At 45.3% G+C, this 13,125-nt stretch carries 9 protein-coding genes and 1 pseudogene; 9 read left to right on the plus strand and 1 reads right to left on the minus strand.

The genetic code is table 11. From position 1 onward, the window contains the following. Nucleotides 1-439: 439 nt before the first annotated feature. From aspA to DYH48_RS18460, 9 genes are all read left to right on the plus strand, one after another. Nucleotides 440-1,879, plus strand: a complete 1,440-nt coding sequence (aspA, locus tag DYH48_RS18415; protein ID WP_012196633.1) for an aspartate ammonia-lyase — start codon at nt 440-442, stop codon at nt 1,877-1,879. 114 nt (nt 1,880-1,993) lie between these two features. Beyond that, on the plus strand, nt 1,994-3,295 hold the full coding sequence (locus tag DYH48_RS18420) for an anaerobic C4-dicarboxylate transporter (protein WP_006083147.1): 1,302 nt from the start codon (nt 1,994-1,996) through the stop codon (nt 3,293-3,295). Nucleotides 3,296-3,434: 139 nt separating this feature from the next. Beyond that, the gene (locus DYH48_RS18425) at nt 3,435-4,160 is read left to right on the plus strand and encodes a fumarate reductase cytochrome b subunit (protein WP_006086136.1); all 726 of its coding nucleotides are present in this window, start codon (nt 3,435-3,437) and stop codon (nt 4,158-4,160) included. Between the two features lie 151 nt (nt 4,161-4,311). Next, a complete protein-coding gene (locus DYH48_RS18430) occupies nt 4,312-6,321 on the plus strand; it encodes a fumarate reductase flavoprotein subunit (RefSeq protein ID WP_006083149.1) in 2,010 nt (669 codons plus the stop codon). Continuing rightward, on the plus strand, nt 6,318-7,043 hold the full coding sequence (locus DYH48_RS18435; RefSeq protein WP_006083150.1) for a fumarate reductase iron-sulfur subunit: 726 nt from the start codon (nt 6,318-6,320) through the stop codon (nt 7,041-7,043). Before DYH48_RS18430 ends, DYH48_RS18435 begins: the two co-directional genes overlap by 4 nt. A 230-nt stretch (nt 7,044-7,273) precedes the next feature. Further along, nucleotides 7,274-8,341, plus strand: a complete 1,068-nt coding sequence (locus DYH48_RS18440; RefSeq protein WP_115335578.1) for a porin — start codon at nt 7,274-7,276, stop codon at nt 8,339-8,341. A 1,022-nt stretch (nt 8,342-9,363) separates the two neighbouring features. Further along, a complete protein-coding gene (gene tnpA / locus DYH48_RS18450) occupies nt 9,364-9,663 on the plus strand; it encodes an IS66 family insertion sequence element accessory protein TnpA (protein ID WP_115334130.1) in 300 nt (99 codons plus the stop codon). Then, nucleotides 9,663-10,007 (plus strand): IS66 family insertion sequence element accessory protein TnpB, encoded by a 345-nt coding sequence (gene tnpB, locus DYH48_RS18455; protein WP_012088183.1) that lies wholly within the window; start codon nt 9,663-9,665, stop codon nt 10,005-10,007. The genes tnpA and tnpB overlap by 1 nt, the downstream gene beginning before the upstream one ends. Nucleotides 10,008-10,091: 84 nt before the next feature. After that, nucleotides 10,092-11,636: an IS66-like element ISSba7 family transposase gene (locus DYH48_RS18460; protein ID WP_115334129.1), complete on the plus strand. Its 1,545-nt coding sequence runs from the start codon at nt 10,092-10,094 to the stop codon at nt 11,634-11,636. A gap of 21 nt (nt 11,637-11,657) precedes the next feature. On the opposite strand, the pseudogene DYH48_RS18465 reads toward DYH48_RS18460, so the two are convergent. Continuing rightward, nucleotides 11,658-12,722, minus strand: a pseudogene (locus DYH48_RS18465) (IS4 family transposase); the annotation flags it as partial. Nucleotides 12,723-13,125: the final 403 nt, after the last annotated feature.

The following is a 13,125-nucleotide window of genomic DNA, read 5'->3' on the forward strand; positions in this document are numbered from 1 at the left end:
TAAAACTTAAATAAAACACCATGCATTTATTATTGAGTAGATTTAACTAATCAATGATTATTCGCGATTGATAAAGTGAAAATTAAATAGCGTACGGTTTATTTAAATTCAAAAACACTTGAGTAAATATGTCGCCAATTGGTTAACGAATAACAAATCTATAGCTAATTTGCATCAAAAAGTAATAGCTCACACTAGCTAACCGAGTTGAGATGCTTATCTAATAAACAAAACAAATCTACCATTTCAAACAGTTAAGTGATCCCCATCTAAATCCTGTTATTGCCAAAGCGTTAAGATCTGTGTCGATAGTCAAGGAGACGATTCTCCTTCATGTTTTCGATGAGTTATTTTTGAAGTGTTACGCATACTTATGTACGCACCACAACTCAATACTCGGAGATATATCTTACTATTAACCGGATTTAATAGGATCGAAATGAAAGATACTAATAGCGTACGGATCGAAGAAGATTTATTGGGAACGAAAGAAGTGTCCAATGAATTTTATTACGGCATACATACATTACGTGCCATCGAAAACTTTAAGCTGAGTAATCAAAAAATTTCCGATGTACCTGAATTAGTCCGTGGCATGATGCTAACAAAGAAAGCAGCTGCCATGGCCAATAGCGAATTAGGCGCTGTAAGTCCTGAAATCGCTGACAAGATTATTGAAGCGTGCGATCTGATACTCACAACGGGCCGATTTGTGGATCAATTCCCAGTCGACGTGTATCAAGGAGGCGCAGGCACTTCAGTCAACATGAATACCAATGAGGTATTAGCCAACGTTGCACTGGAGATCATGGGGCTTGAAAAAGGCCGTTACGATGTCATCAATCCTAATGACCATGTCAACAAGTGCCAATCGACCAACGATGCCTATCCAACAGGCTTCCGTATTGCGGTCATCAACAGTACCGATATTCTGTTAGATGCATTAACTGACCTTATTAGTGCCTTCGACACTAAAGCCGCAGAGTTTAAAACCGTCTTAAAAATGGGCCGCACTCAGTTGCAAGATGCCGTGCCTATGACCTTAGGCCAAGAGTTTCATGCCTTTGCTGTCACACTGCGAGAAGAAATTAAATCCATCAAGCGTTGCCAAGAGTTGTTGTTAGAAGTGAACTTAGGCGCAACGGCTATTGGAACCGGCCTTAACACGCCAGTGGGTTATTCCTCACTCGCCATTAAACATCTGGCTGAAATCACTGGCCGTGCTTATGTGCCAGCGGAAGATTTAATCGAAGCGACCTCCGATTGTGGCGCCTACGTCATGCTGCACAGTGCAATTAAGCGCATGGCGATTAAAATGTCCAAGATTTGTAATGACCTACGCTTACTGTCATCGGGTCCACGCACAGGTCTTAAAGAGATCAATCTGCCTGAATTACAAGCGGGTTCTTCTATCATGCCAGCTAAGGTTAACCCTGTGATCCCTGAGGTCGTCAATCAGGTTGCCTTTAAGATTGTCGGCAACGATATCACTATCACTATGGCCGCCGAAGCGGGCCAGTTACAGCTTAACGTCATGGAACCTGTGATTGGTCAGGCGATGTTTGAGTCACTCAGTTTAATGGGTAATGCCTGTATCTCCCTACGTGAGAAATGCGTTGAAGGAATCACTGCAAACCCAGAGATCTGCATGGCCCATGTGATGAACTCCATCGGGATCGTGACCTACCTTAACCCCATCATCGGCCACCATGAGGGTGACATCATCGGCAAGATTTGCGCCCAAACGGGTAAAAATGTCCGTGAAGTGGTACTCGAACGCGGTTTGTTAACGGTTGAAGAACTCGATGACATTCTCTCGATTGAAAACCTGATGAATCCTAAGTATCAAGCTAAACGCAGCAGCAAAGCCAAAGTGTAACTCAGTGGGGCTGGGGAGCCTTCCCCAGCCCAAAACTCGATGATTCAAGAATAAGCCAGCGCATAGTGAATATGCGCAGGCTATTGAAATTAAAAACAAAATAGAGTTAACACTATGATTATATTAGAGATAATTATCGTACTCGGGGCCATTTACCTAGGTGCAAGGATGGGTAGCATGGGAGTCGGCTTTGCGGGCGGTGTCGGGGTACTGATACTAACCGCAGGGATGGGACTCAAACCGGGCAATATTCCGATTGATGTGATCCTCATCATTATGTCGGTTATCACCGCGATTGCGGCCATGCAAGTATCAGGAGGGATGGATTATTTAGTCTCACTGGCAGAAAAATTATTACGTAAGCATCCAAAACAAATCACTTTTCTGGCACCTGTAGTCACTTATTTCATGACACTCTTTGCAGGAACAGGCCACACCGCATTCTCAACCTTACCTGTTATTGCCGAAGTCGCAAAAGAGCAAGGTATTCGTCCCTCTCGTCCTCTTTCTATCGCCGTTGTCGCGTCCCAAGTCGCCATTACCGCTTCACCGATTTCGGCGGCTGTCGTGTTCTTCTCAGGCATTCTAGAACCCTTTGGCGTGGACTATTTAGTACTGTTAGCCGTATGTATTCCTTCAACTTTCTTAGCCTGTATGGTCGGCGCCGTTGTTGCTAACTTAATGGGTAAAGAGCTGGCTGATGATCCTATTTATCAAGACCGTTTAGCTAAGGGCTTAGTCAAAACACGCGGTAAAACTGAGATCAAAATTAAAGCCGGCGCGAAACGCTCTGTGATGATTTTCTTACTGGCGATTGCGGCAGTGATGGCCTACGCCACTGCGATATCTGACAAAGTCGGCTTGATTGTTGACCCTGTACTGCCACGCGATGCTGCCATTATGGTGCTGATGCTAACGGCAGCTGCGGCTATCACGATTTTCTGTAAGTTAGACGCAAGTGAAATCTCCAATGCGGCCACCTTTAAATCGGGCATGTCAGCCTGTGTCTGTGTGTTAGGTGTGGCTTGGTTAGGCGATACCTTAGTGTCGAATCATATCGAGGAAATCAAAGATTTAGCAGGCACCTTACTGCAAAGTCAGCCTTGGTTATTGTCGGTCACCCTGTTCTTTGCCTCCATGTTGCTCTACTCCCAAGGCGCAACCACTAAGGCGCTGATGCCTGCGGCCTTAGCCATTGGCGTGAGTCCTTTAACTGCCGTTGCCTCTTTCGCCGCCGTCAGCGCGCTGTTTGTATTGCCCACTTATCCTACGCTACTGGCTGCGGTTGAAATGGATGATACCGGCTCGACTCGGATTGGTAAGGCGGTATTTAACCATCCGTTCCTGGTCCCTGGCGTAGTGACGATTGCCACCAGCGTGGCATTGGCCTTCCTGTTTGGCGGCATGATGCTGTAGCGCAACTTTACCCAAAGTGTTCTAAGGGCTAATGCTAATAATTGGATTAACCCTCTTCTTTTAATCTGGATCTAAAGACTTTGTGTTGGCGTGATGCAGGTACATTCACGCCACAACAAACCTAGTAAGAGGTGAATTAATGTCAGCGAAAACGCGTGTTCCTACCGCCATTAACGGCGGACCATTTGGCCAAGCCTGGTCGGCTAAAGCAGACTGCTTACAAAGTGCGACAGGGCTTATATTGGGTATTTTCCTGTTATTTCATATGCATTTCGAGGCGAGCATTTTATTTGGTAAAGAAACCTTCTTTCACATGGTGCAATTCTTAGAAGGCAGTATGTTTAGCTCAACGGGTCATGGCTTCCCCATAGTGACCAAGATCATTTCAGTCATTATGCTGGTGATTGTTGCTGTACATGCCGCCACCGCACTTCGTCGTTTTCCAGTGCAATTAGGCCAATGGCGAGCGATGCGTGGCTTCATGTCGAGTATCAAGCATAGAGATACCCAAGCATGGTTCTGGCAGATGATCACCGGGTTCTTACTGTTTTTCTTAGTGTCAGCCCATCTTGCTACTATGATTTTAAACCCTGATATTGGCCCTCATCTTTCGGCAGAACGGGTTTACCACGATAACGCTTGGCTCTTATACGTGGTGTTTTTACCTATCGTGTTATTCCACGGCATCGTTGGTTTATACCGAGTGATATTAAAGTGGGGTGTGAGTAGTAACCGCCCACTTATCCGCACTATAGCGCAAGTATTGATCGTCTATTTATTGTGTTTAGGCACATTAAGCCTAGTGACCTATATCAATATTGGTATCGAATTAGTTCTGCCAGTACAACCGTTTATTCCTCAGTAATGGGCATGACGCTATCGGCGCACTTAGCCTGTATAGCAAGACAAACAACATACGGATCCTCCTCTGATACATAGTTGCCGCGCATCTATGCCCGAGGAGTGCAATGATAAATCCATGAAATGTTATCTAAATTATTAGATAAGGATCTGATTTGAAAATCATTTATACAGACTCATTAGTCATTGGCGCAGGATTGGCAGGCCTCAGAGTCGCGATTGCCACCAAAGAGCGAGGCCTAGATACCTTAGTGCTATCGTTAATTCCCGCAAAACGTTCACATTCGGCCGCCGCACAGGGCGGAATGCAAGCCAGCCTAGGCAATACCGTTAAAGGCATGGGCGATAACGAAGACATTCACTTTCAAGACACAGTCAAAGGTTCTGACTGGGGTTGCGATCAAGACGTCGCCCGCATGTTTGCCCACGTTGCACCGAAAGCGATCCGCGAACTCACCAACTGGGGCGTGCCTTGGTCGAGGATTTCCGCCGGCCCACGTGAAGTCATCATGAATGCGCAAAGGGTAACGCTCAATGAGGCCGAAGAAGCTCACGGCCTGATCAATGCCCGCGATTTTGGTGGCACTAAAAAATGGCGTACCTGTTACACCGCCGACGGCACTGGCCACTCTTTACTGTATGCAGTGGATAACCAAGCCATTTCTATGGGCATTCCAGTACACGAACGGATTGAAGCCCTGTCGCTTATCCATGACGGTAAACGTTGCCATGGGGTGATTGCCCGCTGTTTAGTCACAGGTGAACTGCGCGCTTATGTAGCCAAATCCACCACCATCGCCACCGGCGGTTATGGCAAGATTTATGAAATATCGACCAATGCCACCATCTGCGAAGGCATAGGCCAAGCGTTAGCACTCGACACAGGTGTCGCCACCTTAGGCAATATGGAAGCGGTGCAGTTTCACCCCACCGCCATAGTGCCTGCGGGGATCCTCACCACTGAAGGGTGTCGTGGTGATGGCGGTATTCTGCGTGATAAAGACGGCCATCGCTTTATGCCAGATTACGAACCCGAGAAAAAAGAACTCGCCTCTCGTGATGTGGTTTCACGCCGCATGACAGAACACATGCGCAAAGGCAATGGCGTTGAAAGCCCTTATGGCCCGCATCTATGGCTGGATATTACGCAGCTGGGCCGTGAACATATCGAAACTAACCTGCGCGAAGTGAAAGAGATTTGTGATTACTTCCTTGGTATCGATCCTTGCAAAGATTGGATCCCCGTCCGCCCTACCCAACATTACTCTATGGGCGGCGTGCGCACCAATGCCACCGGCGAAAGTCCACAACTCAAGGGGCTGTTCAGCGTCGGAGAAGCGGCCTGTTGGGACATGCACGGCTTTAACCGTTTAGGCGGTAATTCGGTGGCAGAAACTGTGGTCGGCGGCATGATCATCGGCAAATATGTGGCTGATTTTTGTGAGAATAACGATTTAGAAATTGATACCGCGCTGACTCAAAAATTCATCGATAAGTTACAGCAAGAAATCGATGGGCTGGTCGAAGGCAATGGCACAGAAAACCCCTTCCAAATAAAGAAAGAAATGCAACGCATCATGATGAACTACGTCGGGATTTTCCGTAATGGACCCGAGTTAGATAAAGCCATCAAAGGCTTGAAAGACTTACTGCTGCGGGCAAAAAATCTTGGTCTTAAATGTAAAAAACGTCACGCTAATCCTGAGTTAGTCGAAGCGCTACGCGTCACTCGTATGTTGAAAGTGGCCCTCACCGTCGCCTGTGGCGCAGAGGCTCGCACTGAAAGTCGCGGCGCCCATTCACGGGAAGATTACCCACAACGCAACGATAAAGATTGGCTTAACCGCACGCTGGCAACTTGGCCAGATGCCGAGTCACTGGAACCTGTGCTGCGTTATGAAGCGTTAGATGTGATGAAAATGGAGCTACCACCGGGATACCGAGGCTACGGCAACGATAACACTATTGCCCATCCTGATACCGAAAAACGCGTACAAGAAATCAATCAAGTGCTCGCGCGCTTAGGTGACGATCCCGATAGAAACACACTGCAGCGAGCCCTGATGCCATACGAGCTGCCAAGTCATCTGCAGGCTCCCAATGGACGCCTCAGCGATACCTTAGCGATCACTCCAGCCCAACCGGTAGGGAATAAACCACTATGAGCCGTCAAATCAGCTTTAATATCTTCCGCTACGATCCGCAAGATGGCCAAGACAAGCCAAAGATGGAACGTTATCAGTTGACTGAAACACCGGGCATGACAGTGTTTATCGCCTTGAATCAACTGCGAGAACAACAAGATCCCTCACTGCAGTTTGACTTTGTCTGCCGCGCAGGCATCTGTGGCAGTTGCGCCATGGTGATCAATGGTTTCCCCACATTGGCCTGTCGCACGTTAACGGCGAATTATCCCAATGGCGAAATCACCCTAATGCCGCTGCCCGGCTTCGAACTGATTGGCGATTTGTCGGTGAACACAGGCAAATTTATGCGCGAATTAGCCGAACGCTTAAAACTGTGGCTGCACCCTAAACCCGATGATCAGGACATTCATCGCCTCGAAAATCCAATGGCACCTGAAGAAGCCGCGCGGATCTATGAGCTGGAACGCTGCGTCGAATGTGGCGTTTGTGTGTCTGCCTGCGCCACCAAACAAATGCGTGACACCTTTGTCGGCGCGGTTGGCATGATGAAAATTGCCCGCTTCGAAATGGATAGCAGAGACAGCCGCAGTGCGGATGATTTCTACCATGTGATTGGCAATCAAGACGGCGTCTTCGGTTGTATGACGCTACTCGGCTGCCAAGATAACTGCCCTAAAGATTTGCCGCACATGCAGCAAATTGCTTACCTGCGCCGCAAAATGGCCGCAAGCATACTCTAGTTTTCCTTAACCTAAAGTCCCGTTGCGTTAGCGGGGTTTTAGGGCAACACCTTTCCCAAATCAGCGGGCAAATCATATCTGCCCGCTGCAGATATGCGACGCCTTGCCTCTGAGCGAGACGCCTCCTTGAGCACTATCACAAGTGCAGATCCTTACTACTAGCAGTACTGTTCCATCGGCAACAAAATCCATTAACGGCACGCTAGTAGTTGTTATGTAAGGAAACATAAATGAAGCAGTTCAAACTAACATCAGCCTTGCTTGTGCTGAGCTTTGCCACACCTATCTTTGCTGTTCAAGCCAATGATACCGCTGCAACCAATGACGAGTTACGCACTGAATTACAACAAATTCAGCAAAGACTCGCCATGCTCGAAGCCCAAGAAAAAGAGGCGTCGGTTTTATCGGATACTCAGTTTAATTTTTATGGTTCTTTACGCCCGACTTTCGGCCTAACCCACACTAACTCAGACGATGTGTGGGATGTGGGCGATGCGAACTCGCGAATTGGCTTTGCCGCAGAACACCAACTTGGCAATGGTTTAGTCGGGTTTGCGAAAGGGGAATTTAAGGTCGATATCAAAGATGACGGCGACTTTGGCGATGCGCGCAAAGCTTATGTTGGATTAAAGGGATTTTTTGGTAGCGTAGCCATAGGTAAACAAGCCGTCACCCAGGAGATCATTTCCGATCCCGTCGACATCTTTAACCGCTCAGGAACCCCACTCGCCTATGACAGTGCGAGCCCCTTCAGACTCAATAACCTAGTGACCTATCGTAAAGAATTTGGCGACCTGTTGTTTTCGGCCGATGCGCAATTCGACGGCAATAAAGGCAGTGGCGGCAGTGACTTCGTTAACGCGGGTATCCGTTATAAAACCGACCTAATCTATATAGCCGCAGCTTTTTATAACAAAGAGTTAGACGACGGCAAAGATGAGAACACTGTCGGTGTCACCCTAGCAAAAAGTTTCAATGCCTTGTACCTCGCGGCAGCCTATCAAAACATTGAAAAAGACGATATCGATGGAACCACATTGGATGGCTCAACACTCGATGTGGTCGCGTGCTATCCCATCACTGACAGCTATAAAATCAAGCTGGGCGTGTCCAGATACGACGATGGTGGCAATGACATCACCTCTGCTAAATACAACGCCTATAACACTACGCTGGAGTGGCATAAAACACCGCAATTCAGCACCTTCATCGAATATCAAAAGACAGATTTTGAATACCGCGAAACCAATGACCAGATCATGCTGGGCATGCGTTATAACTTCGATTACACGTTCTAGGTTTTATCTCAAGCGTATAGTCATGTAAATGAAGGGTTTAACGGCTTCACGGCATAAAGACTAAAAACATAAAGACCAGAAACAACAAAGCCACGACTCGCGTGGCTTTGTTCATTTAAGACGATACCGTCTTTACACTTCGATAAATCCTAAATTAAAACGGTAATGCACACATAAATAACAACCAGGGTGAGTGAGTGGACATAAAAACATTTTAATACAACGAGTTAAACAAAGAAAATCCAAAATAAATATACACAATTACTAAGTTTTGTTAATTAAAGGCATTGTAAGAGCTTTTAATTGACTTTAATCAACATTTCTAACTCAACTAAAAGCCAAGTTTTACTCCAATCTAGTTTGCCAGATTGTATACCAATACTAAAAGTCTTAGTTAACGTTTGAATCTGGTAGAATTCATAGCCAAAAGACTTCTCAACCACAAGATCAGTAGCAAGCTAATGATCCAATATATCATCAACAGCTGTACGACCATAAAAAAATTGATCATTTGTAAACGCATTTTTGGACATTTCTGCGTTACAAAGAGCGAACAAAGTTTGGTTTCCAGATAACTTCTAGTGTCCCAATTACCTACAAATGGTAGGCCAGATTTGCTGAACCACTACAACTATCTACAAAACTCCATTAAATCCAATTCTCTGGATACAATTGCATCCAATAATATTATAGATTTTGTTTCACAGTCTTTTGAGCTTTTAGGGGGATTTAGAGAAAAGGTTGTATCTACGTTCGATTCGCCATTTTAAGTTATAATCTGAGTATTATGGCACACCCATTTTTCTAGTGTTATTGAGTATTATGGTGTACCCATAATTCTCAATTTAGACTTTGATAAATACTATGCATGAGAATATGGCTATAAATCTAATCCTAAGGAAGGTATAAAAAATGCCCAGATAATTATGGTTTTTTTTGCTTTATGGTAAGCGGTAAATAAACCCCACATACTCAATCATAAAAATAGTTGTCATAGTACCTCACCAATTTAAGGAGGCACTATGTCATCACAAGAAAAACACCAGTATTGGTCTTCATTAATCGAGCAGCAAAAACAAAGTGGCATTAGCATCACTCAGTTTTGCGCTGAGCAGAACATAAGCTATCAAACCTTTTATACATGGGCCAAAAAACTCCGAACACAGCCGGAGCCACAACAATTGCAACCCCTCATTGTGACCGATACATCCGTCGTGAGTGAAAACGTTGTCACGCTAACCCTTGCAAATGGTTTGCGTGCTCAGTTGCCAATTCATTTAAGCGCTAGCCAAATCCAGCATTGGGTTGCTGCCCTACAATAATGACACCATCTGCTCAAGTTTATCTCGTCACGGGTGTCACAGATATGCGTAAGTCTATCGATGGCCTATCGCTTATCGTTGCACAACATCTTGAAATGGACCCGTTTAGCGAATCCTGGTTTATTTTTTGTAATCGTCATCGAGATAAACTCAAAATCTTGTTTTGGGACACTAATGGCTTTTGGCTTTATTATCGGCGGTTAGAAAAAGGCACCTTTAAGTGGCCAAAGCCAACACACGATGGCGCACTACATATCAGCAAGGCCCAGCTGAATTGGCTGTTATCGGGGTTATCTATCGAGCATCACAGAGCACATCGACCAATAACTAACCTAACAGTGTGATCAAAAAGGCGATCACATTTTTATGCTTGAACGATCCTTTTTCGCTGTCACAATAAGGAGAAATGAATACAAACTTCGCTAATAATGACAACACTTCCTGATGATATTGAGCAACTTAAGGCCATGGTACTGCAGCTGCAACAAGCTGCTGACATTGCACAGGCACAAGCGTCATTAGCCAAGGAAGAAGTGCTTGTTGCTCAAGAAGAAATCACCGAGCTTAAAACACAAATCCAGTTGTTAATTGAGCAATTAAATTTAAGTCAATCTAAGCGGTTTTCTTCTAAGAGTGAAAAAGTCGCCAAAGGCACCTTCAACGAGGCCGAGCAACAAGATATTGCTGAGCCATCAACGCAAACAACAAAGAAAACAGGCCGTAAACCGTTACCTGAAGCGCTAGAGCGTGAAGTTATCACACATGAGATTGACTCGCCTTGTTGTGAATGCTGTCAGTCTCCATTACACCAATGCGGCGTCGAAACCAGTGAAGAACTTAAAATTATTCCACAAAAAGTGACGGTTATCCGCCATGAACGGGTAAAATATGCCTGTCGCCAGTGTGAAAAAACACAAACAAGTTCACGCATTATCACCACCCCTAAGCCACCCAGTTTAATCCCTAAAAGTATTGGTAGTGCCGAGGCATTTGCCGCCGTTGTGACGGCAAAATACGTTGATGCACTTCCACTTTATCGCCAGGTGGATATATTAACCCGCTCAGGTATTGATATCAGCCGAGCGACCTTAGCCAATTGGTGTGTGCAATTAGGCATGAAAGTACAGCCCATTATTGATGCAATGCAGTCACAACTGCTCAATGAAAAGCTGATTTGTGCTGATGAAACCACCGTGCAAGTGCTTCGTGAAGAAGATAGAAAAGCCGAAACTAAATCGTATATGTGGGTGTATCGCAGTGGTGAGTTTGTCCAATCGCCTATCGTGATTTATGACTATCATCCAAGCCGTGCTGGCCGTTGCGCGCAAGCGTTCTTATCAGGTTTCTCTGGGTATTTGCTGACAGATGGGTACGGTGCTTATGGCACATTAAAAGATGTCACCCATGCTGGCTGCATGGCACATGTGCGTCGAAAGTTCACCGATGCACAAAAAGCGAGTGCGTCAAAAAAAGCAGGTAAGCCCGAAGTTGCACTGAGCTATATTGCCAAACTCTACGCCATTGAAAAACGCTCCAAACAACTCAGTGCTCTTGAGCGACAACAATTAAGAAAACAAGAAGCGGTACCAATATTAGCGGAGTTTAAAACTTGGTTGGAGAAACAACAGGTACTTCCCAAAGGATATCTAGGTAAAGCCATTACTTACGCCCTAAACCAATGGCCGAAATTATTAACTTATCTTGATGATGGCGATATTAGCATCGACAATAATGTCACCGAACGAGATATTCGCCCGTTTACAACGGGGCGCAAAAACTGGATGTTCTCAACGTCAGTCAACGGCGCGCATGCCAGTGCGAACTTATACAGTTTAGTGATGACCTGTCGCGCGAACGATATCAGTCCATATTATTACTTCAGGCACTTGTTTACCGAGTTGCCCAAGCGTCTACCTACCGACGATTTGACCGATTTAATGCCGTGGAATGTTGATCTAAGCAATATCGATTAACGCTTCACTGCTTCATTTACCGCTTACCATTATCTGAAGTGCGGTACTGCGCCTGATGATAACTGCCAGCAGACTGGCCCAGACTAGGCCGTCAACTATCGCTTTTTGCGCGGTAGCAAATCTCTGCCAGTTTGTATGTGATTTCAACTCTTTGAACAGCAGTTCAACCTGCCAGCGGCAGCGATAAATCGCCATAATATCATCGGCTGTGTAGGCCTCTGTCGGTAGGTTTGTTAACCAGATACAAAACCGCTTTTCTTCTGCGAACCAACGTCTTACAACTCGAAACTCCTGTTTGCCTCTGTGGACTTTGAGGTCAAGGATTTCAGCGCGGTTGGTACGGCGCGTTATGTCTTTGAGCTTCATTCCTGCAAGCTTAGGAAGAATGCGGCCCTTGCCATTTTTAGCTTCTACAACCCTTGGATTGAGTGACTTTGCACCCCGAACAATATAGAAACCATTATGGTGCTCCACATCAGCAAAAAACTCGAAATCAGGGTATCCCGCATCAGCCAGAAGTAGCTTGTTTTTCATCTTAAATGGCTTGGGAAGATAGGCTCTTTCTGAAGCCGTATCAGCAGTTATCGTCATCGCCGTCGGGTTAAAGGTTCGTAATGACATGGTCATATGGCACTCTATCGCAGCAGGATTGCGTTTAAAGCGGCTTGGGTAGATATCGGCTAACGCCTTGTGAACATGAAATGAACTGCCATCTTGAAGCAGAATATCATCAAAGCAAGACAGCTTCTTCGGAAGCAGAGCACATTGCTGGCGGGCAAATTGAGTGATAGCCAACTGTACTAGTTGCTGCATAAAATGAGGAAAGGCTTCCTTACGGAGCTGGTTGTGGAAGGGCTTGTAAGCCACATTATCATTTTCAGTCAAACACATACCATTGAACTGACGATGCAAGTCTGCAATGGCATGACAGTTACCTTTACTCAACGCAGATATCAAGCTTGGGATCAGTATTTCCGGCAGAATAGACCGATTTCGTTGAATAAACCCCGTGCGCTTAGCCGTTTTTTGAAGGATGTTTGCATTGAAGAATTGCATAAACTGCTTTTTTAAGGAGATAATCGTCATCGGCTTTATTTATTGCTCATGGTAGTTTGTTTGGCGACAATTATCAGATCATAAATAAGGCCTTTTTTCTACCTAAAATATAGCGTTATCGCTAAAGATCCTGTCTATGTACTCTTTCTAGTCCTTGGCCCTTTAATTCATTTAACTTAATTGGTGTATTATGTTGTTCTGAATAGAGATCACAGAAATGCTCTAATTCATGTTCATAGGTTGCTACCAATGTTAGTAAGGCGGATCGTCTTTGTACACTTGGAAAATAATTCTCAAAAATATCGTCTAAGATGACCTCTTGACTATCTAACCCTTGATAATGCTCAATGCATTCGTAAATACCTTCTTCAGCGCATATTTCGATTTCTTCAACATCCCCCTGTGTCAGGATATTGCTTTTATCACAAACAGT

The organism is Shewanella baltica, assembly GCF_900456975.1.
Lineage (GTDB): Bacteria > Pseudomonadota > Gammaproteobacteria > Enterobacterales > Shewanellaceae > Shewanella > Shewanella baltica.

What these genes read in the sequence shown, in the direction of transcription:
- DYH48_RS18425 (WP_006086136.1), top strand. Translation starts at nt 3,435, where the DNA reads ATGTCAGCGAAAACGCGTGTTCCTACCGCCATTAACGGCGGACCATTT.
- DYH48_RS18460 (WP_115334129.1), top strand. Translation starts at nt 10,092, where the DNA reads ATGACAACACTTCCTGATGATATTGAGCAACTTAAGGCCATGGTACTG.
- tnpB (WP_012088183.1), top strand. Translation starts at nt 9,663, where the DNA reads ATGACACCATCTGCTCAAGTTTATCTCGTCACGGGTGTCACAGATATG.
- DYH48_RS18435 (WP_006083150.1), top strand. Translation starts at nt 6,318, where the DNA reads ATGAGCCGTCAAATCAGCTTTAATATCTTCCGCTACGATCCGCAAGAT.
- DYH48_RS18420 (WP_006083147.1), top strand. Translation starts at nt 1,994, where the DNA reads ATGATTATATTAGAGATAATTATCGTACTCGGGGCCATTTACCTAGGT.
- DYH48_RS18440 (WP_115335578.1), top strand. Translation starts at nt 7,274, where the DNA reads ATGAAGCAGTTCAAACTAACATCAGCCTTGCTTGTGCTGAGCTTTGCC.
- tnpA (WP_115334130.1), top strand. Translation starts at nt 9,364, where the DNA reads ATGTCATCACAAGAAAAACACCAGTATTGGTCTTCATTAATCGAGCAG.
- aspA (WP_012196633.1), top strand. Translation starts at nt 440, where the DNA reads ATGAAAGATACTAATAGCGTACGGATCGAAGAAGATTTATTGGGAACG.